Origin of the sequence: Halapricum sp. CBA1109 (genome assembly GCF_009741825.1) — an archaeon.
Lineage (GTDB): Archaea > Halobacteriota > Halobacteria > Halobacteriales > Haloarculaceae > Halapricum.
In genome coordinates this window covers 1-20,886 of sequence record NZ_WPCA01000039.1, presented here as the reverse complement: position 1 = coordinate 20,886, position 20,886 = coordinate 1, and the positions used below count along the sequence as shown (strand labels likewise).

The 20,886-nt window shown below is 67.7% G+C and carries 22 protein-coding genes, 1 tRNA gene and 4 pseudogenes; 12 read left to right on the top strand and 15 right to left on the bottom strand.

All coding sequences use genetic code 11. From position 1 onward, the window contains the following. On the top strand, positions 1-1,546 hold a 1,546-nt coding region (gene mutS, locus GJ629_RS06360; protein WP_157512246.1), incomplete at its 5' end, for a DNA mismatch repair protein MutS. 284 nt (positions 1,547-1,830) lie between these two features. Here mutS and GJ629_RS06355 read toward each other — a convergent pair. The 3 genes from GJ629_RS06355 to GJ629_RS06345 all read right to left on the bottom strand — a co-directional run bounded on the left by GJ629_RS06355 (position 1,831) and on the right by GJ629_RS06345 (position 4,358). Then, entirely contained in the window at positions 1,831-2,250 is a 420-nt protein-coding gene (locus GJ629_RS06355) for a hypothetical protein (protein ID WP_370515812.1), read from the bottom strand. 47 nt (positions 2,251-2,297) lie between these two features. Continuing rightward, positions 2,298-2,828, bottom strand: a complete 531-nt coding sequence (locus GJ629_RS06350) for a hypothetical protein (protein ID WP_157512244.1) — start codon at positions 2,826-2,828, stop codon at positions 2,298-2,300. Positions 2,829-2,993: 165 nt separating this feature from the next. Beyond that, positions 2,994-4,358 (bottom strand): MFS transporter, encoded by a 1,365-nt coding sequence (locus tag GJ629_RS06345; protein WP_157512243.1) that lies wholly within the window; start codon positions 4,356-4,358, stop codon positions 2,994-2,996. A 117-nt stretch (positions 4,359-4,475) separates the two neighbouring features. On the opposite strand from GJ629_RS06345, the gene mutL reads away from it, so the two are divergent. Beyond that, positions 4,476-6,548 (top strand): DNA mismatch repair endonuclease MutL, encoded by a 2,073-nt coding sequence (mutL, locus tag GJ629_RS06340; protein ID WP_157512242.1) that lies wholly within the window; start codon positions 4,476-4,478, stop codon positions 6,546-6,548. 62 nt (positions 6,549-6,610) lie between these two features. After that, positions 6,611-7,543: a sugar kinase gene (locus GJ629_RS06335; RefSeq protein ID WP_157512241.1), complete on the top strand. Its 933-nt coding sequence runs from the start codon at positions 6,611-6,613 to the stop codon at positions 7,541-7,543. On the opposite strand, the gene GJ629_RS06330 is transcribed toward GJ629_RS06335, so the two are convergent. Genes GJ629_RS06330 through GJ629_RS06320 form a run of 3 tightly spaced genes read right to left on the bottom strand, consistent with a single transcriptional unit; the run spans position 7,540 to position 8,750 of the window. Next, positions 7,540-7,932 carry a hypothetical protein gene (locus tag GJ629_RS06330; RefSeq protein WP_231754518.1) on the bottom strand — a complete coding sequence of 131 codons (393 nt, stop codon included), beginning with the start codon at positions 7,930-7,932 and terminating at the stop codon, positions 7,540-7,542. The genes GJ629_RS06335 and GJ629_RS06330 overlap by 4 nt on opposite strands. Positions 7,933-7,952: 20 nt before the next feature. Continuing rightward, positions 7,953-8,168 (bottom strand): YMGG-like glycine zipper-containing protein, encoded by a 216-nt coding sequence (locus GJ629_RS06325; protein WP_157512240.1) that lies wholly within the window; start codon positions 8,166-8,168, stop codon positions 7,953-7,955. A 48-nt stretch (positions 8,169-8,216) separates the two neighbouring features. Continuing rightward, positions 8,217-8,750, bottom strand: a complete 534-nt coding sequence (locus GJ629_RS06320; RefSeq protein WP_157512239.1) for an HTH domain-containing protein — start codon at positions 8,748-8,750, stop codon at positions 8,217-8,219. Positions 8,751-8,842: 92 nt separating this feature from the next. Here GJ629_RS06320 and GJ629_RS06315 point away from each other — a divergent pair, with 92 nt between their 5' ends. Beyond that, positions 8,843-9,931 carry a THUMP domain-containing protein gene (locus tag GJ629_RS06315; protein ID WP_157512238.1) on the top strand — a complete coding sequence of 363 codons (1,089 nt, stop codon included), beginning with the start codon at positions 8,843-8,845 and terminating at the stop codon, positions 9,929-9,931. A 51-nt stretch (positions 9,932-9,982) separates the two neighbouring features. Next, complete coding sequence (locus GJ629_RS06310; protein ID WP_157512237.1) at positions 9,983-10,420, top strand: SRPBCC family protein; 438 nt, start codon at positions 9,983-9,985, stop codon at positions 10,418-10,420. A gap of 165 nt (positions 10,421-10,585) precedes the next feature. Here GJ629_RS06310 and GJ629_RS06305 read toward each other — a convergent pair. From GJ629_RS06305 to GJ629_RS06295, 4 genes and pseudogenes are all read right to left on the bottom strand, one after another. Further along, positions 10,586-11,496, bottom strand: a pseudogene (locus tag GJ629_RS06305) (serine/threonine-protein kinase RIO2). Between the two features lie 123 nt (positions 11,497-11,619). Next, a pseudogene (locus tag GJ629_RS17560) lies at positions 11,620-11,682 on the bottom strand (plastocyanin/azurin family copper-binding protein); the annotation flags it as partial. A 110-nt stretch (positions 11,683-11,792) separates the two neighbouring features. Beyond that, positions 11,793-11,930 (bottom strand): annotated as a pseudogene (locus GJ629_RS17555) (plastocyanin/azurin family copper-binding protein); the annotation flags it as partial. 193 nt (positions 11,931-12,123) lie between these two features. After that, a complete protein-coding gene (locus GJ629_RS06295) occupies positions 12,124-12,537 on the bottom strand; it encodes an acyl-CoA thioesterase (protein WP_370515811.1) in 414 nt (137 codons plus the stop codon). A gap of 76 nt (positions 12,538-12,613) precedes the next feature. Between GJ629_RS06295 and GJ629_RS06290 the strand changes: the two genes are divergently transcribed. From GJ629_RS06290 to GJ629_RS06275, 5 genes are all read left to right on the top strand, one after another. After that, positions 12,614-13,396 carry a biotin/lipoate A/B protein ligase family protein gene (locus tag GJ629_RS06290; protein ID WP_157512236.1) on the top strand — a complete coding sequence of 261 codons (783 nt, stop codon included), beginning with the start codon at positions 12,614-12,616 and terminating at the stop codon, positions 13,394-13,396. A gap of 64 nt (positions 13,397-13,460) precedes the next feature. Continuing rightward, complete coding sequence (locus GJ629_RS06285; protein WP_157512235.1) at positions 13,461-14,042, top strand: hypothetical protein; 582 nt, start codon at positions 13,461-13,463, stop codon at positions 14,040-14,042. A 40-nt stretch (positions 14,043-14,082) separates the two neighbouring features. Beyond that, a complete protein-coding gene (locus GJ629_RS06280) occupies positions 14,083-14,274 on the top strand; it encodes a hypothetical protein (RefSeq protein WP_157512234.1) in 192 nt (63 codons plus the stop codon). A 43-nt stretch (positions 14,275-14,317) separates the two neighbouring features. Next, positions 14,318-14,611, top strand: a complete 294-nt coding sequence (locus GJ629_RS17550) for a hypothetical protein (protein WP_255475217.1) — start codon at positions 14,318-14,320, stop codon at positions 14,609-14,611. After that, positions 14,533-14,865: a gamma-glutamyl-gamma-aminobutyrate hydrolase family protein gene (locus GJ629_RS06275; RefSeq protein ID WP_255475218.1), complete on the top strand. Its 333-nt coding sequence runs from the start codon at positions 14,533-14,535 to the stop codon at positions 14,863-14,865. Before GJ629_RS17550 ends, GJ629_RS06275 begins: the two co-directional genes overlap by 79 nt. 6 nt (positions 14,866-14,871) lie before the next feature. On the opposite strand, the gene GJ629_RS06270 is transcribed toward GJ629_RS06275, so the two are convergent. Then, complete coding sequence (locus GJ629_RS06270) at positions 14,872-16,611, bottom strand: amidase family protein (protein ID WP_197428465.1); 1,740 nt, start codon at positions 16,609-16,611, stop codon at positions 14,872-14,874. A gap of 245 nt (positions 16,612-16,856) precedes the next feature. Between GJ629_RS06270 and GJ629_RS06265 the strand changes: the two genes are divergently transcribed. Continuing rightward, positions 16,857-18,716 carry a DUF2070 family protein gene (locus tag GJ629_RS06265; protein ID WP_157512233.1) on the top strand — a complete coding sequence of 620 codons (1,860 nt, stop codon included), beginning with the start codon at positions 16,857-16,859 and terminating at the stop codon, positions 18,714-18,716. Between the two features lie 40 nt (positions 18,717-18,756). On the opposite strand, the gene GJ629_RS06260 is transcribed toward GJ629_RS06265, so the two are convergent. After that, positions 18,757-18,841, bottom strand: a tRNA-Ser gene (locus tag GJ629_RS06260). A 112-nt stretch (positions 18,842-18,953) separates the two neighbouring features. Here GJ629_RS06260 and GJ629_RS06255 point away from each other — a divergent pair. Then, the gene (locus GJ629_RS06255; protein WP_157512232.1) at positions 18,954-19,901 is read left to right on the top strand and encodes a MoxR family ATPase; all 948 of its coding nucleotides are present in this window, start codon (positions 18,954-18,956) and stop codon (positions 19,899-19,901) included. On the opposite strand, the gene GJ629_RS16105 is transcribed toward GJ629_RS06255, so the two are convergent. The 3 genes and pseudogenes from GJ629_RS16105 to GJ629_RS16095 all read right to left on the bottom strand — a co-directional run. Beyond that, on the bottom strand, positions 19,902-20,180 hold the full coding sequence (locus GJ629_RS16105; RefSeq protein ID WP_197428464.1) for a hypothetical protein: 279 nt from the start codon (positions 20,178-20,180) through the stop codon (positions 19,902-19,904). It lies immediately after the preceding gene. Next, positions 20,177-20,383 (bottom strand): hypothetical protein, encoded by a 207-nt coding sequence (locus tag GJ629_RS16100; RefSeq protein ID WP_197428463.1) that lies wholly within the window; start codon positions 20,381-20,383, stop codon positions 20,177-20,179. Before GJ629_RS16100 ends, GJ629_RS16105 begins: the two co-directional genes overlap by 4 nt. Then, positions 20,380-20,886 (bottom strand): annotated as a pseudogene (locus GJ629_RS16095) (DUF58 domain-containing protein); the annotation flags it as partial. The gene GJ629_RS16100 and the pseudogene GJ629_RS16095, both read right to left, overlap by 4 nt.

Genomic DNA, 20,886 nt, shown 5'->3' with positions numbered 1-20,886 from the left:
CGAGGGCGTCGCGGACCTCCGGGCGGAACTGGACGCCGCGCTGGTTGCGGACCCGCCGGGCACGACCACGCAGGGCGGTCTGTTCAGGCGCGGCTACGACGACGAACTCGACGAGTTGATCGACCGCCACGAGGACCTCCGGACGTGGCTCGAGGACCTCCCGGAGCGGGAGAAACGCGAGCACGGCCTCACCCACCTCAGCGTCGACCGGAACAAGACCGACGGCTACTACATACAGGTCGGCAAGAGCGAGGCCGATCAGGTGCCCGACCACTACGAGAACATCAAGACGCTGAAAAACTCCGAACGGTACACCGTCCCCGAGCTAGACGAGAAAGAGCGGGCGATTCTCCGTATCGAGGAACAGCGACACGACCTCGAAGCGCGCCTGTTCGCGGACTTGCGCGAGCGCGTCGCCGGTCACGCACAACTGCTGCAGGACGCCGGGCGGGCGCTGGCGACCGTCGACTGTCTGTGCAGTCTGGCGGCCCACGCCGTCCGGTCGGACTGGACCCGCCCCGAGGTGACCGCCGACGGCGGTCTCTCCGTCGCGGCCGGCCGCCACCCCGTCGTCGAGCAGTCGACGGAGTTCGTCCCCAACGACCTCTCGATGGACGACGACCGCCGCTTTTTGATCGTCACGGGGCCGAACATGAGCGGCAAGTCCACCTATATGCGACAGGCCGCGCTGATCACCCTGCTCGCACAGGTCGGGAGCTTCGTCCCGGCGCGGTCGGCCCGCGTTGGCGTCGTCGACGGCATCTACACCCGCGTCGGTGCGCTCGACGAACTCGCACAGGGCCGCTCGACGTTTATGGTCGAGATGCAGGAGCTATCGAACATCCTCCACTCCGCGAGTGAGGACTCGCTGGTCATCCTCGACGAGGTGGGCCGCGGCACCGCCACCTACGACGGCATCTCCATCGCGTGGGCCGCCACGGAGTACCTCGTCAACGAGGTCGGTGCGAAGACGCTGTTCGCCACCCACTACCACGAACTGACGGGACTGGGCGAGCGGTTGGCCCCCGTCGAGAACGTCCACGTCGCGGTCGACGACGAGCCACGCTCGTCGTCTGCCAGCGGGACGGAGTCCCGCCCTGTGGACGGCGACCCCGACGCCGCCGACGGGCGCGACGTGGCGTTCCTCCGGACGGTTCGGGAGGGGCCGGCGGACCGCTCGTACGGCGTCCACGTCGCCGACCTCGCGGGCGTCCCGGACCCCGTCGTCGACCGCTCGCGGGACGTGTTGGACCGCCTTCGCAACGACGAGGCAATCGACGTGCGCGGCAGCGACAGCGGAACGACACAGGCCGTCTTCGACCTCTCCTCGGGCCAGTTCACCGACGACGGAAACGCGACCAACGGTACCGGGCCGGCGAGCGGCGACGGCGCCCGCGCGCTCGAACAGGCCGAGCAGCGACTCACCGACCGATACGGCGAGGGTGCCGAGGACGTACTGGCGGCGCTGGCCGACACCGACGTGGCGGAGCTATCGCCGGTCGAACTGATGGCGAAAGTCGACGAGTGGCAGGACAGTCTGGAGTAGCGACTCGCCGGTCTGCTCCCCCGAGAAGGCTCACTATCAGCCTTTGCGACCAGAACCACTTAAAGAAACGACGCACGGTCCCCGATGGACCACTGCCGACGACGCTGACGCTACCCGGGAAGTGTCTCCGTAAGAAGGCTCACTATCAGCCTTTGCGACCAGAACTACTTAAAGAAACGAGGAGCGGCCCACTCGCGGGCCACCGACGACGCCGACGCTGGGCGGTTCGGGATGCTGTAGGAAAGCTCACTATCGGCCATTGCGACCAGAATCACTTAAAGAAATCAGTTCTTCCGGAGGGAGTCACCGGGCGGTTCCGGGTCGGGGGCGTCGGTCCAGTTGTCCTCGTCGAGGACGAGGCGGCCGACGACGACGGCCACGTCCCGCGCCGAGCGCTCGCGGTCGAACACGCCGATGCTGCCCAGCGAGGCGCTGATCGACTGGCTTATCTCCGCGGTCGCCCGGCTGTCGTCGCCGACGATCTCCTCGACGGCGTGGGTCACTCGCTCTCCCAACTCCGAGTGGGCCGGCGGGGCCAGTTCGACGCCGGCCGGCAGGAGGTCGTAGGTTATGGTGTAGCCGTCCTCGTAGCGCTCGATGGCCAGATACGGCTGTCCCTCGCTCTCCGCGGCGCGGTACTGGTCGTCCCGGACCGACCGTTGTTCGTACAGGGGGATATCCTCGCGCGTGTACTCGTCTGACACACCATACTGTAACGCTCTCGGACTCAAATAGGTGTCCCAGCGAGCGCTCACTCCTCGCCGAACAGCTCCGGGTGTTCGGCCGCGAACTCGATACCCTCACGGAAGCCCGCCCGGAACCACGCCCGCCGCTCCGCGTCGACGCCCGCGTCCGCGGCCGCGTCGAGGGCGTCCGCGTCGATGGCGTCCGGGTCGACGTCGACGCTCTCGCTCTCACTCGCTCCGTCGGTGTCGTCGCCCGCTCCGGGTTCGATGTCCTCGACATCCGGAACGTCCACGTCCGCCTCGTCGCCGCTGTCACCGTTTCCATCGTCGTCGGCCCACTGCTCGACACTACCGTGTTCGCTCTCTATCTCGCTGAAGGTCATCTCTACCGCCGCGGGGCCGAGGAACTGGTCGAGCACCTGCCGGTAGAACATCTCGACGTGTTGGCCCTCTTCGGCGATGGTCTCGACGTCTTCGGGCCACGCGTCGGCGATGGTCTCGGCGGCGTCCTCCTGCTGGTCGGTCTTGAAGTTCGTCTTCTTTATCTCGATGTCCTCGGGGTAGGCCTCCAGCGTCATCGTCTCGCCTATCGTCACCGACCACTATGAATATCCCGACCGGTCATACTGTCTCCTGTCGGTCATTTCGGTATCGACCGTCCGCCGGGAGGCACACGCTGTTTGCCTCCCGAGTCCTGCGTCGTGTCACTCCGCAGGACGACTTCGGGCGTTCGAACCGGGACACAGCGACACGAAACAGTATCAAGCGTAGGCCGCGAACTCCTCGCCGAACAGCAGGAAGTAGGCCGTCCCGACGATACCGACGGCCGACGCGACGCCGAACGACAGCGCCGGGCTCCCAGCGTAGAGACCACTGCCCGGGAGCCACGACGGGATGCCGGCCCACAGCACGCCGCCGAGAAGCGCCGAGGGGATGACGATAGTGTTCCGCAGCAGGTAGTAGGTGCCCGTGACGCGCCCGCCCGCGTCCCGTTCGGCGGGGCCGACGATCAGCGCCTTGTGGGAGGGCAGGCCGGCGAAGCGAAGCCCCGAGAACGCGAAGAGAACGACCATCGCAAGCGGTGTCTCGGGCGCGCTGATCAACAGCACGGGGAAGACGGCGTACACCGCGAAGCCAAGCGCCACCACGGGTTTGAGACCGACCCGCTCGGCCACCTTCGCGGCGGGGATCATCAACAGCAGCGCGACGGCCATCTCGACGCCCAGCAGGTAGCCGAAGAAGGCCTGCGGCGAGAGGTCGACGGCTATCGTCCCTACTGCCGGCAGCGCGACGGCCGTGTCCAGTCCCACCGCGAACAACCGTGTCACGACGATGACGAAGTAGACGTACACCATCCCGTTGGCGAACCGGACGAGGGTATCGCCGACAAGCAACGGCTTCAGCGCCTCCGGCATCTCCCGGAGGTCCCGCCGTATCTGTTCGACACCTTCGAAGGAATCGCCGATGCTGTCATCGCTGGCGTCGTAGAGGATGTGCTGGACGACGGTACCGAGGAGACCGGCGGCGACGCCGACGGCGAGGACGTACTGGAAGCCGACGGTGAAATCGGGATGGAGGCTGATCAGGGCACCCGCGAGGACGGGACCGATCAGGAACGCCGTCCGGCGGAACGTCTCGGTGGCGGCGAACCCCGCGGCGAGTTGCGACGGGTCGGTCGCCTGTTTGACGACGGCGAACGTCGCTCCGAGGCCGAAGGATTTCCAGGCCTGTGCGAGCAGGAGGCCGACGAATATCCACGTCCACGGCGGAATCGCCACTCCGGCGACGCCTATCGTCCCGAGGTTCGGGGCGAGCAGCCACACGAGGAAGCCGGCCGTCGAGAGCGCGCCGAACAGCGTCAGCGAGTACCGCGAACCGATGCGGTCCGAGAGCGCGCCCCCGGGATAGGGATAGAAGGCAGAGATGACGTTCCCGACGGTGCCGAAGACACCGACGAGGAAGGCCGACCCGCCGAGGGCGACGACGTAGTCCGGGAGGAACCGGCTGGTCATCTGGAAGGCGAGGCTGAACGCGAACATCGACAGCGACAGCACCAACACGTCGCGTTCGAGCGCGAAGAACTGCCGGAACGTGGCAAGCGGCGACGGCTCCTCCGTCTCGGTCATGTACGCGAGGCTGGTACCCCCTCGGGCTTTGGTCTTGCCCTCGGCGTCGCCGTTCGGTCGGCGGGACGGGCGGACACCCCAGACTCAAGGTCACACCGCTCCAACCGCGAGTAACTGATGGGCCAAGAGATACAGCAACTCGACCCGACGACCGTCGAGCGCATCGCGGCCGGCGAGGTCGTCGAACGGCCCGCGTCGGTCGTCAAGGAACTCGTAGAGAACAGCTTGGACGCCGACGCGAGCCGCGTCCGTGTCGCCGTCGAGGCCGGCGGGAAAGATGGTATCACCGTCAGCGACGACGGTATCGGGATGTCCGAGTCGGCCCTCCAGCGTGCCGTCGAGCAACACACCACCAGCAAGATACGCGACATCGACGACTTGGAGGGAGGAGTCGGCACCCTCGGCTTCCGCGGGGAGGCCCTCCACGCTATCGGGGCCGTCTCGCGGTTGACCATCACCTCGCGTCCCCGCGGGGGCGATCAGGGGACCGAACTCACCGTCGAGGGCGGCGACGTCGAGTCGCTCCGACCGGCGGGGTGCCCGGAGGGGACGACCATCGAGGTGGCTGACCTCTTCTACAACGTCCCCGCGCGCCGGAAGTACCTCAAACAGGTCGGGACGGAGTTCGCCCACGTCAACACCGTCGTCACGGCCTACGCGCTGGCGAACCCCGACGTGGCGGTCGAACTGGAACACGACGGCCGCGAGACGTTCGCCACGCCGGGTCGGGGGGACCTCCGGGAGACGGTGATGGCCGTCTACGGCCGTGAGGTCGCCGAGTCGATGATCCAGATTCGAGAGTCGGACCTCCCCGATGGCCCCCTCGACGACATCTCGGGGCTGGTCAGCCACCCCGAGACCAACCGCGCCGGCCGAGAGTACTGCTCGACGTACGTCAACGGCCGGTACGTCACCGCCAACGCCGTCCGGGACGCTGTCGAGGAGGCCTACGGCGGGCAACTCGCCGCCGACCGCCACCCCTTCGCGGTACTGTTCGTCTCCCTCCCGGCCGGCGAGGTAGACGTCAACGTCCACCCCCGAAAGCTCGAAGTCCGGTTCGCTGACGAGGCCGGCGTCGCCCGGCAGGTCACCGCGGCCGTCGAGTCGGCGCTGCTCCGGGAGGGACTGCTCCGGTCGTCGGCCCCCCGCGGCCGGTCGGCCGTCGACCAGACAGAGATATCGCCACAGCGCTCGGCGGACACCGGAGACGAGCGCGACGACTCGACAGCTGAACCCTCGAAATCAGATAATTCTCACGAAGGTATCGAAAGAAGAGGCGCGGACAGGACGGCCGAGTCCGACACGACGACAACGACATCGACCGGCCACTCGACGACCGGCGGTCGGTCGCGGCCCGCGGCGGGGACGCGCCGGACAGATCGCGACGGCGACACCGAACAGAACGATACCGCCTCGGACGACTCCGAAATCGAGTCGACCGGCCCGGGTCCGACGACTCCCGGAACTCCGTCGGTCGACGGGACGGTAGAATCAGATTCCCACGAGAGAAACAATTCTGATAGCACCTCGATCACGGCGACCGACCAGCGGCGGTTCGGCGACGATGACCCGACCGAGCGGTCCTTCGAGACGCTGCCGTCGATGCGGGTGCTGGGGCAACTCGCGGAGACGTACGTCGTCGCGGAGGGACCCGACGGCCTGTTGTTGATCGACCAGCACGCCGCCGACGAGCGGATCAACTACGAACGCCTCAGAGAGCGCTTCGCCGGCGACACCCAGACACAGGCGCTCGCACAGCCAGTCTCCGTCGAGGTCACTGCGCGGGAGGCCGAACTGTTCGAGACGGTGACGGCGGCGCTGTCCCGCATCGGATTCCGGGCAGAACGAGTCGACGACCGGACGATAGCGGTCCGGACTGTGCCGGCGCTTTTGGCCGAGGCGGGCGGCCCGGAGTTGATCCGGGACGTGCTGTCGTCGTTCACGGCGGGCGCGGACGCGGCCGCTGGGACGGTCGAGGCGGCGGTCGAGGAGTTGCTCGCGGACCTGGCCTGTTACCCGTCGGTGACGGCGAACACCGACCTGACCGACGGGTCGATACTCTCGCTTCTGTCGGCGCTCGACGACTGTGACAACCCCTACGCTTGCCCGCACGGGCGGCCGGTCGTCGTCGAGATAGACGGCGACGAGATAGCCGACCGGTTCGAGCGGGACTATCCCGGTCACGGATAGGGCTCTTTCTCGCGGCGTAACTCTGCCGTACAACTAAGCCCCCCGCTACCGATGGGGCGGATATGAGTGATCTGGTCACGGTCGGGGACGCGTCGTTGCGGCTCTCGCCCGTTGGGAGCGAGCGACTGGAGACAGCGACGGACGTGCGGATGCGGACGGCGGGGACCGAGTGCGCCGTCGCGGTGGCCGCGAGCCGTCTGGGAGCCGACAGCGTCTGGATGTCACAGCTTCCCGATACGGCGCTGGGCCGGCGCGTCGTCTCCGAACTCCACGAACACGGGATCACGACCGACGTGAACTGGGTCGAGTCTGGCCGGCAGGGACTGTTGTTCCACGAGTCGGCCAGCGAACCCCGCGAGTCGATGACCATCCCCGACCGAGTCGAGACGGCTGCGGCGTCGATGACGCCCGGCGACCTGACGATGGACCGCGTCCAGAACGCCCGGATGGTGTTCGTCGCCGGCTCGACGCTTGCCCTGTCGGACACCGCGATGCAGACCGCACAGGCCGTGATGCGCGCCGGCGGCGGTGGCGAGACCGGCCTCGCCGTCTTCGATCTGGACTACCAGCCGTCGATGTGGTCGCCCGAGGCGGCCAAACCCAAGGTGACGACGCTGCTTGACGCGACGGACGTGCTGTTCGCGAACGAGGACCAGTTGCGCACCGTCCTCGACCGGTCGGGCCAGCCCCGGGAGCTGGCCCACACGCTCGCGGCCGAACGCGACATCGATATGGTCGTGATCACCCGGAGCGAGCACGGTGCCATCGCCTACCACGACGGGGTGATCCACGAGCAAGACAGCATCGAGACGGACGTGGTCGACCCCGCCGGCCAGCACGAGGCCTTCATCGGGGGGTACCTCCAGCGACTGGCCGAGGGCGCGCCACCGGACGAGGCGCTGTCGTACGGCGTCGGGACGGCCGCGCTCGCCCGGACCATCCCCGGCCCGCTGACCACGGTCAACCGCGAGGAAGTCGAGGCGCTGCTGGACTAGCCGTCGGTCCGACACTCGACGTCCCAGTCGGTGTCGCCGGCCTCGACGAGGCGGTCGTAGATTCCTGCTAACCCGTCGGAGCCAGTTTCAGGGAGGACGTGCAACTCGACGGTGCCGTCCCTGACGGCGACGCGGAAGACGTCGCCGGTCCGCTCGTCGTGGACCAGATACAGCGGCATCGGGAGGTCGAACCAGTCGCCGTAGGTGTAGTCGCTGTCGGCGAGTACGCTCTCTATCAGGTTCGTCACTTCCCGGTCGGACAGCGACGCCGCGGGCGTCAGCGCGAACACCGTCTCGCCGGTGTAGGTGACGCCGCCGCTGTGGGGGTACTCTCGCTCGGGTCGGGACGGGATGTCGAAGGTCCCCATCGTTCCCGGGTAGGCCGCCATCGAAGTTAAAGACGCGCCCGCTACTCGGCCTGTTCGTCGCCGTTCCGGTCTTTGACCTTCCCGACGAACTCGTCGACGTTCACGCGCTGTTCGCCGATAGTCGCACCGATCAGAGCACCGATTGCGGCCCCGCTGCTCGCGGCGTTTCGACTGACGAGACCGCCGATCAGCGCACCGAAACTACCGCCGACTGCCGCGTACTTCGCTCGACTGACCGCACGTTTGAATCGTGACATAACTCTGTCTACTCCCGGCGGCGGTAAATACCTACGCACTCCGGGCGATCAGAACTCGTCGTCCTCGACCGGCGCGCGCATATCGTCGATGACGAGGACGAGGACGTTGCTCGTCTCGTCTTTGCCGTCGATGGTGCCGATGATCTGCAACCGCGAGGACGGCGTCGGGCCGGCCGTGATCGTATCGCCCGGTTCGAACGCCGCCATCGACCCGCGGAGGTATATCTCGGCGCGGCACTTCTCGGGGTGGTGGACGCTCGTGAGGTTGATCTCGGTGACGTTCGCGTCCTCGACGTACTCGCCGTTGTGGCGCAGGCCGACCTCGGCGGCGTGGTCGATGTCCTGAATCTGGAGGGCGTCGTAGGCCTTCGCTGTCGGCTTGTACCCGCCTTTCGGACCGGGTACGCCCTCGACTAGCTGGAGGGCCTTGAGGCTCTGCATCTGGTTTCGGATCGTCCCGGCCGAGCGGTCTATCTCCTCGGCGATGCGCTCGCCCTTGACGGCGCTGTCGCTCTCGCGGTAGCTGTTGACCAGTTCCTGCAGAATTGTCTTCTGACTCGTGGTGAGTTCGATTCCTGCCATTACGTTTACCTCCGTACCGAGTCGGAAAACTATTGCTGTCTTGACTCTCCGCGGACCACACGACACAAGCCCCTCGCCGCCGAATCGCCACTGTGGACCTCCTCGCAACGACGACCCGCGGCCTCGAATCCATCGCCGCCGCCGAGACCGACCGCCTCGTCGGAGCCTCCCCGCACGTCCACCACCCGGGATGGATTGCCTTCGAGGGTGATACCGAGGACATCGTCACGCTGAACGCTCGCGCCCGGACGCTGAACCGCGTGCTCGTGTCATTAGTCGACCAGTCGGCGACGACGCTCGACGCCATCGGCGACGCGACCGAGTCAGTCCCGGTCGCCGACTACGTCGACTCGGGGCAGTCTATCGCCGTCGAGAGCACCCGAATTGGGACCCACGAGTTCGGCAGTCCCGACGTCTCCGACGTCGTCGGGCAGGCGATTCTCGACAGCCACCGCAGGGCCACGGGCGACCGACTGCCGGTCGACCTCGACGACCCGGACGTGGTCTTCCGGGCCGTCGTCCGCCACGACCGGTTCACGCTCGCTATCGACACGACCGGTCCCGTCTCGCTCCACCGTCGGCCCTACCGCGTCCGGGACCACCCCGCCCCGGTCAAGCCGACCATCGCGGCGGCGATGCTCGATATCGCCGACGCCGACGCGACGACGACAGTCGTCGATCCGTTCTGCGGCGTCGGGACTGTCCCCATTGAGGCCGCTCTCGCCGCCAGCGGTCGGTCGCCAAACGCCGCTCGGGAAACCTTCGCCTTCCAGTCGCTGCCGTTCGTCCCTGACGGCGCGCTCGTCGAGTACCGGGCCGGTCACGAGTCGAGCGACGCCGAACCGATGGTCGTCGGGGCCGACAGCGACCGCTCGTGTGTCCGCGCTGCCCGGGAGAACGCCGCCGTCGCGGACGCGTCGGTCGAGTGGCTCACCGCCGACGCCCGTTCCCACGTCCCGGCCGCTGACGTAGTCGTCACCGACCTCCCGTTCGACATCCGGACCGACCACGGCGACCTGCGACCCCTCTACCGTGAGTTCTGTGCCGCCGTCGCCGACAGCGCCGCGGACCGACTGGTGGCGCTGACGGTCCGGCCCGACCTGTTACCCCTCGACATCGACCGCTCCTACGAGTTCCGCGACGGCCGACTGGACGTGACTATCGCCGACATCTCGCTGTAAGCTCGTGGCACTGGTGACCACACTCTTACTCCCGGCAACCGTAGAACCAGTATGCTCGATGTCAGCGGCACCATCCACGTCGACCGGCCGGTCGCGGACGTGTTCGCGTTTATGGACGAACCGGAGAACCAAGCCGTCATCACGCCGAGTCTCACCGACGTCTCGACCGTCGGCCAGTTGGACAACGGCGGCAAGCGCGCCACGTACACCTACTCGATGGTCGGTGTCTCGCTGACCGGCGAGGTGGCGGCGACGACGTACGACCCGGACGAGCGCATCGTCTTCGAGATGAGCGGTGACCTCTCTGGCACGATAGAGTGGACGTTCGAGGCCGCCGACGGCGGGACGCGGGTCGGCTATCTGGCGACCTACGAGGTTCCGGTCCCAGTCGGCAAAGCGGCGGTCGAACCGCTCGTCCGGAAGTACAACGAACGCCAGTTGCGCTCGACGCTCCAGAACCTCAAGACGACGCTCGAAGCCGAGAACTGACTGTTTCTCGACGTAGAACGATTCTCTCGGTCGGTCTGCCTATTCGTCTCGCAGCGGCCGCCACGAATTTGATATAGCATCATATAATTTATTTTGGCGGGCACGGCATCTCTCGTCTTTGTGACTCACCCAGCGAAGACGCCGAAAAAACGGCCGGAACGAACCTCAAGATAGAAATTCCCGGACGGACTCGAACGCGTCCTCGCGCATCGCTGCGCTGATGGCGTCGACGGCCGGGTCCTCGGGGAACTGCTGGGGGTACTTCCGACCGAAGTAGTTCACGATGTTTTCGACGTCGCGTTCGAGTAGTTCGGGGGCGTTCTCGTGGTCGGTGGGGACGGCTTGGGGCCAGTCGAAGACGGTGACGCCGTCGGTGTCGACGAAGACGTTGTACTCGCTGAGGTCGGCGTGGACGTACCCCTCGTGGTAGGCGTCCTGTGCCGTCCGTAGGATCAGATCCAGTACGCCGACGGCCTGTTCGGGGTCGAGTTCCGCGTGTGAGAGCTCCGCCCCCTCCATCCGCTCCATCACGATGGCGTGGCGGTTGTGGTCGACCGGCTGTGGCACCGACACGTCCGGATACAACGTTTCGAGGGCGTCGTACTCCCGCTCGGCGGCCTTCCGGGCGGTGTACTGCCACGAGACGTGGTCTCGGTCGGCGGTGTACTCCCGCTCTTTCATCACCTCGCGGAAGTTGGTGTACCCCTCGCGGTGGAACTTCAGCGCCAGCGGTCGGTACGACCGCGCCTCGTACACGTCGCTCTCCTTGCCCACGCCCAACGGCGACCCGACGCCGTCGATGGTCTCCCGTTCGGAGACGTCCGCAACGCCAGCGCGTCGTACCCCTCGAAGGTCAGCGTGTACCCCTCGTACTGGATGGTCTTGCGCTCCAGCAGGCCCCTGTCGGCACATCGGTCGATACGGTAGTCGACGTCCTCGACGGTGAGACGGGAGTACTCCGGCAGTTTCTCCCGCTGTACCCACTCCGAGAAGCGCATCCCCTGCTCGACGCCGGAGAGGAGGTGAAAGTCCCCGGCCTCGAGTTCCGCCATCACCGGCGCGACGTTTTCGACCATAGCTGTGCGTTCTCGCTTGAACAGGAAAAGCCCGACGTGTGGCGATATATACTATATTTCGATATATAGAATGTCTGCCAACAGTATCGCAACGAGGTGTGCTCTCTCGGAGAAACAGTGGCCTCAGCTCTCTTCGACGGTAAACGACCCCGTCATTCCCTGTCCTTGGTGGGGGTTGCAGTAGTAGCTGTACTCGCCCGCTGTCTCGAAGGTGTGGCTATGGGTCGCGCCTTCGTCTCAGGTTTCGCTCGGCGCGCCTCCGAACCGCTCCAGTCGCTTCCGTCGGGTATCTCGTCGGGGACGACGTTGTGGCCGCCGGCCGCCCACGACCACTCGACGGTGTCGCCGACGCTAACCGTGAACGACTCCGGCGAGAAGTTGAGGCCGCCGTCGCCGACGGCGACGGTCTGTGCGACGCCCGACCCGCCGTCCATACCGGAGTCGGTCGTCCTGTCTCCGTCCGCTCCGTCCTCTGTCCCGTCACCTTCGTCGGGCGTGCCGTCGTCGCTCCCACACCCGGCGAGGCCGACGGTGAGGCCGGCCGCGCCCGCCGCGCCGATGCGTTCGAGGGACGCTCGTCGTTACATACACCGAGCCGTCGAAGACTGGAGCGACAAATACGCCCGCCTATCGACCTTCGAAGGAATCAATCCCGTCTCGCCACTGTTCGGGTATCCCGCGGGCGGTACCGGCCTCGCGGTCGATGACGACCACCGTCGTCTCGCCGGTGGCGACCAGTCCGTGATCGTCCCGTATCTCGTACTCGAAGGGGATGGAGGAGTCACCCAGCGACGGCACTTCGACGACGACGGTCACGTCGTCGGTCGGTTCCAGCGGTCGCTCGAAGTCCAGTTCCAGATTCGCGAGGACGATGCCGACCGACGATTCCGACCCCGTGATCTGTTCGATGGCCTCGGGGATAGCCGCCTCGAGGTAGTCGATACGTGCCTCCTCGATCAGCGTCCCGTAGACGGCGTTGTTGACGTGGCCGTACGTGTCGAGGTCGGCGTACCGGATGGCGACGGTCGTCTCGAATGTCACACCCGGTGTTCGCCGCCGACCCTCATCACTGTACCCCCGCCCAAACCGATTTGGCCCGTGCTACCTATTCTCTGGTATGACGATCACCGACCGCGAGTGGCGGGTCATCGACGAGGCGGCCCGTCCCGGCCCGGTGCAGATGGCCCTCGACGAGGTGGCCGCCCTGACCGCCAGCGAGGGCGGCCCCGCGACCGCCCGCGTCTACCGCTGGGACCCCGCGACAGTCTCGCTCGGGTACAGCCAGCCGGTCGATGTACTGGACCGCTCCTACTGTGATCGTCACGGTATCGACGTGACTCGGCGGCCGACCGGCGGCGGGACAATCTACCACGACGGGGCCGGTGACATCGCCTACTCTCTCGTCCTCCCGGCGTCGGCGGTCCCCGGCGACCTCACCGAGAGCTACCGGTTGCTGTGTGAACCGCTGTTCGACGCGTTAGACCGGTTGGACATCGACGCCGGGTTCGCCGCGGAGCCGCGCCCGGCTATCTTCGACCCGGCCTGTTACCTCCGGGCGATGCACCCCGCTCACGACGTGGTCGGTCCCGACGGCCGGAAACTGGCCGGCAACGCCCAGTACCGCACCCGCGAAGCCGTCGTCCAGCACGGATCGCTCTCGTTCTCGCTGGCGACGGCGACTCACATCTCGGTGTTCGACGACGCGCCCGTCGACGCCGAGACGTTCGAAGAACGGGTCGGCGCCGTCTCCGAGTACGTCGACTGCACGCGCGAGCAGGCGGTCGCGGCGCTCGCCGACGCCCTCGCGGATTGGACCGACGGCGACGCGGGCGACTGGACGGACCCCGAGCGTGAGGCCGCCCGCGAGCGGACCGACCGGAAGTTCGCGGCCGACTCCTAGATCGAGGACCGCGAGGCGACCCTCGACGCCTAGGTTGAAACCGGCGCGACCCGAACGGCCGCGTATGGAGAAGGCACCGGGCGGGTCCTCCGTCGGCGTCGACGACCCCTACGACCACGTCCGGCGGTGTGACCACCTCACCGACGAGGGCAAGTGCCGGTGGGCGCGCGAGCAGGGCCACCACGACCCCACCTTCGCCGACGCCCGCAGCGCCGAGGAGTTCCGCTGTCCCGTGGCTGCCCCGGCCGACGGCGACGACCACGACCCAAGCGGTGTCCAGACCGACCCCGCCGGCGAGTGGGAGTGGGCCGACTGTCCGCACTTCCGGGCGACGACCGACGGCACCGAGTGTCGTCGCTGTGGCCTCGCCGAACGCCGGACCGCCCACGACGACCGCCGTCCCCTCTTGGAGGAACACCACCTCTCGTACGCCGAGGACTCGGCCGCGGGCGAGGGCGACCCCGCCCACGAGATAACGGTCTCGCTCTGTCGGTGGTGTCACGCCAAGGTCCACAACTCCTGGGCGAGAGTCGACGACGACGCCAGTCCCGACGCCGAGGCCATCGCCGAGGCCGAATCACGGAAGGGCGAGGAACTGGCGGAGTTGTCCTTCGAGTCGGCGGCCGAGCGCTTCGACCGGGAGTGATACCGTCGCCGTTTTGCCGTCCGCCCCGCTACGGAGCGGTATGTCGGTCCCGAACAACTCCCGTTTCCGCCGCGCCCTCCCGGTGGTGGGGACGCTCTACCTGCTCTTTCTGGTGAGCCAACCGCCGCCGCTGCGCTGGGTCGGGCTGATCTGTCTGGCCATCCTCACGCCGTTCCTGCTCGGGTGGGTCGCGGGGAAGGCGTTCGGCGTCGGGCCGTGGGGCGACCGATAGCGTTTCCACGGGTATTTGTACGCCTGTGGTGTACACTCCGGCAATGACTCGGATCGACGTCGTCGACAACCACGGCCAGTTCACGCACCTCGAACAGCGTGCGCTGCGGGATATGGGCGTGGACGTGGAACTGATCGACAACGACACCGCGCCGGCGGCCATCGACGCCGACGGCATCGTCCTCTCGGGCGGCCCCGACATCGACCGCATCGGCAACTGTCCCGACTATCTGGAGCTGGACATCCCCGTCTTCGGCATCTGTCTCGGGATGCAGATCATCGCGGACGAACTCGGCGGCCGCGTCGGCGGCGGCGAGTACGGCGGCTACGCGACGTGACCGTCCGAATCACCGAGGACGAGGATCCACTCGTCGGCTCGCTCGCCCCCGAGACGCGAGTCTGGGCCAGCCACGCCGACGAGGTCAAGGAAGTGCCGGAGGGCTTCGACCGCACAGCAACCAGCGACGTTTGCGGCGTCGAGGCGATGTCCGACACCGACCGGGACCTCTACGGCGTCCAGTGGCACCCCGAAGTCGCCCACACCGAACGCGGCGACGAGGTCTTCGAGAACTTCCTCGACATCTGTGAGTGACGGCGCTCAGACCTCGCCGAAGCCCTCGGGCGCTCTCCGGTGGCCGGTCGCCTGCTCGTAGGCGTAGGCGAGGCCGAGCAGCGTCTCCTCCTCGAACGGTCGCCCGATGAGTTCGATGCCGACCGGCAGGCCCTCGTCGGTGAAGCCGCCGGGGACCGTGACCGCGGGCAGCCCCGTCCCGGCGCTCAGCGTGCAGTTGACGCTGTCGCCCGGTTGGCTCGGATACTCGCCCTCGGCGTCGGGAATCTCGGCCGGCGGTGCCGACGCGGTCGGGTACAACAGCGCGTCGAGGTCGTTCTCGGCCATCACCGCCAGTATCTGCTGTCTGTTCCCCGGTTCGGTGTCGGTGTCGTCCATCGTCCGGTAGTAGTCCCGCGCCGCCAGCGCCTGGAGGTACTCGACGTTCTCGTCCATATCCTCGACAGCGACCTCCACTGACGTCTGGAGAATCGGCATCACGGCCGGGTGAACCTCGTCCGGTTGGTCGACGATTGCTTCGAGGTCCTCCGGGGCGTCCGGGTCGTCAAGCGTCGAGAGGTAGTCGTCTAGTTCGCGGTGGAACTCGGTGACGGTGAGCGAGTTGTCGTCGGGCGGCACCTCGACGGGGTCGACGATGCGCGCGCCCGACTCCTCCATATCGCCGATGGCCGTCTCCACGACCGTCGCCACGGACTGGCGCTCGCCCTCCGTCTGGATGTACTCCCGGATGATCCCGATACCGGCGTCTTCGAGCGCGTCCTCGTCGAGCGCGTCGGTATAACTCCCGCCGTCGCCGTCGCCGAGTGCGGTCGTGACCGGCGGGTCCTCCCCGACCGGGACGTTGCCGACGGCTCGGGCCGTCGAGGGGTCGGCAGAGTCATAGCCCACCATCACGTCAAGCATCCGCGCCGCGTCGGCCACCGTCCGGGTTATCGGTCCGCCGATGTCCTGCCGCTCGGACATCGGCATAATCCCGTCGCGGCTGATCAGCCCGAGCGTCCCCCGTACGCCGACGCTGTTGGTGAACGCCGGCGGGACCCGGACCGAGCCACAGGTGTCGGACCCGGTGCCCAACGCCGCGAGGTTCGCCGCGACGGCGGCGGCGCTTCCACCGCTTGATCCGCCGGAGACGTGCGAGAGGTCGTACGGCGTCGGGGTCTGGCCGCCCATCGAACTGTACGTCGACCAGCCGTAGGCGAACTCGTGCATATTCGCCTTCCCGAGGATTATCGCGCCGGCGTCCCGGAGTCGCTGGACGGTCGTGGCGTCGTCGGGCGGGACGACCCCTTCGAGGGTCTCGGAGCCGCCGGTCGTCGGCATGTCGCCGGTGTCGAAGTTGTCTTTCAACACCAGCGGGATACCGTGTAGCGGCCCGACTGGTCCCGACTCCTCGAGCGTCTGATCGAGTTCGCTCGCCCGGTCCAGCGCGCCCTCGTTGACGTGGAGGTAGGCGTTCAACTCCCCGTCGTAGGCGTCGATCCGGTCGAGGTAATACTGGGTGAGTTCCTCGGCGGTCAACTCGTCGTCGGCCATCGCGCTGTGCAACCCTGCGACCGTCGTCACGCCCTCCCCGAGGTTCGCGTCCGGACCGTCCCCACCGCTTCCGGTCGCGGTCGTCGTCCCGGCGTCGGTCGTCCCGCCCCCGACAGATGTCGCCCCGTCCCCGGAGCTACAACCGGCCAGCGCCCCCGCACCGCCGACGGCGCCCATCGCTTTCAGCACGGTTCGTCGCAACGTGTCGTCCTCGTCCGTGTCGTGTTCGACCACTGTGCCAACAGAGACCTGACTCTCCGATAAGTAGATTGCCCATATATTAGAAATATCCGATTACCAGTGGGCGTATAACTAGTATATCTCTATATTATTGGTCACTACACCCTATTAGTATGAATTTAGACTGTCTTTCAGCATTATCTCAGCCGGTCGCGCCAACGCCACGTCACAGCGTCACACGACGTGGTTCACTCGTGAACAGCCAACATTTATTCGCTGCGGGCGTGGTCCTCTAGCCGATGACAGCCACCCAGGGCAACCTCGCGTCGCTGTCGCGGTACATCTTCACGGCCCCGCGGTGGTACGCGACGCTGACGTTCGCGCTCGTCGTCGCCGCCCTCAGCGGGGTCGCCGCCTTCGACTCGGCGTTCGTCCTCGACGACGCGTGGCAGGGCGTGTTCTTCGTCGGCCTCCCGACCGTCGCCGCCAGCCTCCTGACCGCTTCCTTCGACCGGGCGCTGGGCGGGCAACTCACCCACAACCGCGCGTCGCTGTTGGCGCTCGCCTGTGAGTTGCTGGTCATCGCGATGCTCACCGGCGCGGCCGTCATCGCGGTCCTCACGCCGCTGGGACAGCCGTTCGTCTTCAACACGCTGTTGGTCGCGCTGGCCGCCATCTTCGCCTTCCGCCTACTTATCGTGATGGCCATCTCCCGGCACCGCTTGCTGGTCGCGGCCGTCCCCGCGTCGGTCCAGACGGTCGCCGCCGCGCTGTTGCTGTTTGTCTACTCCGGGACGCTGCGGTACGTCCAGGTCGGCGGGCCGTTGTTCGAGCGCCTCTTCTCCCGGCCCAACGAGGCGGCGCTCTCGGTCACGCTCCCGCCCGTCGACTTCCTGTTGCTCACCATCCTCTGTCTGCTGTACGCCGGCGCGGTGTGGCTGTTCCTGTTCGTCATCGACCAGCCGTGGCAGCGGAGCCTCGGCGTCTCGGTGCTTGACTTCCTCCAAGGGTTCATCAGCCACATCGCCGAGGGCGGCCGCGAACTGGAGGACTTCTTCGAAGGCATCGGCGAGGACGCCGTCGTCCCCGTGACGGTGTTCTCGGCCCGCCGGTCGGACGGAACCGAGAAGGCGCGGTTCGTCCTCCCGATGATCCACCCCGGTCCGATGGGCGAGATCGGCGGCGGGAACCTCCCGCAGCGAGTGGCCGATTCCGCCGAGGGCCTCGCGTTCGCCCCCCACGCCACCGCCGGCCACGACTTCAACCTCGTCACCGAGCGGGAGGTCGAGACGATCATCGACGCCGCCGACCGCGCTCACGGGACCATCGACTACGACGAGACGGCCACGCCCGGCCGCCGCGTCTCTGTCGGCGAGGCGACGCTCACCGGCCACCTCGCCGGCGAGGGGCTGCTCTCGACGCTGACGTTCTCGCCCGGGTGCGCCGACGACGTGGCCTACGCCGTCGGCCTCTCGGCCCGCGCCCACGCCCGCTGTGAAGATGTCGAGGAGGTCCTGCTCGCGGACGCCCACAACTGCAACGACGGCCTCTCCGGCCCGGATCTGGGCCACGTCGTCCCCGGCGACAGGCGCTCGTTCGACGTCCTCGACGGTACGGAGCGACTCCGCGACCGCCTCTTAGAGGTCGACCGTGGCCCCCTCTCGCTGGGCGTCGCCCACGACGAGACGCCGTGGGAGCCACGGGAGGGCATCGGTCCGCTCGGCGTCCGCGTGGCCGTCTTCGACGTCGCGGGCCACACGACGGCCTACGTCCTCGTCGACGGCAACAATATGGAACCGGGCCTGCGCGACCGTATCGTCGCGACGCTTGAGGACGGGGTCGTCGACCTCGCGGAGGTGTTGACCTCCGATACCCACATCGTCAACACCGTCGAGGCCGAGAATCAGGTCGGCCAGGCCGTCCCCGCCGAGGACCTGCTGGCGCTGATCGAGGACTGCACCGACCGGGCGCTGGCCGACCGCGAACCCGTCAGCGCCGGGATGGCTACCGAACAGGCCGAGGTCACCGTCTTCGGCAACGACCGCACCGAGACGATGGCCTCGACGGCCAACGCCGTCGTCTCGCTGGGCGCGCCGCTGGCCGGCGCCTTCGTCGCCGTGATGCTCGCCGTCTCGGTGCTGCTGTTTTTCCTGACGTGAGGGCGGCGAGACCGCTTCTACCGGTCGGAATCGAGAGAAGCGCCGAGGAGGAGATTTGAACTCCTGAGTCCGTGAGGACAGTTGCTCTCGAAGCAACCGCCTTGGCCAGGCTAGGCTACCTCGGCTCACCCCTCGCTACCCCCGAGACGAATTTAGTGGTTTCGGTCCGGGCTCACCCTGCGTGGCACTCTCAGGGCAACTCGACACCCATAAGTCACCGGACTGAAAGAACCGCGTATGGACGTTTCAGAAGCGAGTGATACCTGTGAGTCCCTGCTGAGCGAACTCGAAGGTGCGATTATCACCGACCGCGAGTTCCTCGAGACGGTGCTGTTGGGTGTGGTGGGACGGGGCCACGTCCTGCTGGAGGATGTCCCCGGGACGGGCAAGACGCTGACGGCCCGGAGCTTCGCCGACGCGCTGGGTCTGTCCTTTTCGCGCATCCAGTTCACGCCCGACCTCCTGCCCTCCGACGTGACCGGCACGCACGTCTTCAACGAGAAGGACCGGACCTTCGAGTTCAGCGCGGGGCCGATATTCGCCAACGTCGTGCTGGCCGACGAGATAAACCGCGCGCCGCCGAAGACCCAGTCGGCGCTGCTGGAAGCGATGGAGGAAGAACAAGTGACTGTCGACGGCGACACCCACGAGTTGCCGACGCCCTTCTTCGTCATCGCCACGCAGAACCCCGTCGATATGGAGGGGACCTTCGAACTCCCCGAGGCCCAGGTCGACCGCTTCGCCGTCAAGACGGCGATGGGCTACCCCGAGGAGGACGGGGAGTTCGAACTGCTGCGGCGGCGGGCCGCCCGGACCGACCAGAGCCCGAGCGTCGACACCATCCTCGACCCGGACTCGGTCGCCGCCCTCCGGGAGACGCCCGAGACGGTCACCGTCGAGGAGGATGTCCTCCAGTACATCGCCCGGCTCTGTCGGGCGACGCGTGACCACCGCCACGTCGAGGTGGGGGTCTCCCCGCGCGGGACCCAGCGGCTGTTCGAGATGGCCCGCGCCCGGGCGACAATCGTCGGTCGGGAGTTCGTCACGCCCGACGACGTCAAGCGGGTGGCACAGCCGGGGATGGCTCACCGCCTCGTGTTGACGCCGGACGCCCGCGTCGAGGACGTCAAGAAGTCCAGCATCGTCGCGGACGTCCTCGACAGCGTCGCCGTCCCGACGGTCTGATCACCGGAGCGCGGTGAGGGCGACGACGGCCCCGAGCAGCAACAGGCCGAGCGCTACCTCCGGTTGGCCGCCGGCCGACAGCAGGAAGACGATGTAGCCGCCGAGGCCGAAAAAGGAAGCGACGAGCCCGCTGGCGGCGGCGTGGATCACTTCGACCCGCTCGCTGTCGGCCGACTCCCGGAGCTGTTCGGCGCTGCCGATGGCGTGCTCGCCGAGGTCCCACGTCAGGACGACGCCGAGCATCGCCAACACGACCGGGCCGGGCGCGAGACCGCTCACGCCCGCGAGGACGACGCCGACGAACAGCGCCGCGACGCCGACGCCGAGCAGCCGTCGGGAGAGCCGGTAGACGCCGCCGACGGCGAGGGGACGCCGACCAGCGAGAGGCCGACGCTTCCCGGGGCCGCGACGAGCGCCGCGAGCAGCGACGCGGCGGCCGTCAGCCCGAGGCCGATGCGGGAGGCCTCGCGGTCGACGTTCACCGCGACCACCGCCGAGTCGCTCGCTCGGTCGCGCGGCGAAGCGGTTCCTCGGGCTCCCAGTAGTCGATGACTCTGATGTCGGCCTCCCGGAGCCGCGAGAGGCGCAACCGCCGCTCGATGTGGGCGGCCGTCCGGCCCGGCGACTCCGTCCCCGTCGTCTCGGGGCTGACGACCGTCGTCGCGTGGCCGTAGGCGTGGAGGCGGCGGGCGATGGCGACGGCGGTGTCGTCACACAGCGGCGAGAACAGGACGAGCTGGGCGTCTCTCGGGAGCTGTTTCCGGAGGCGTCGCATCGCCAGCGCCGGGTAGAACGACGCCTCGCGGTCGGGGCGACCGAAGGCGTCCGGGTCGGTCAGCATCTCGCGGGCGAGCGCCCAGTGGCCGCCGCCGGCGCCGGGGCGGAGCCATCGGCTGGTCGGGCCGAGCGGCAGGCCAGGCCCCGCCCCGGTCCGTCGCGTGTCGAGCAGGCCGACGAACACCTCGCTTGCGGCCCCGAGGCTCCG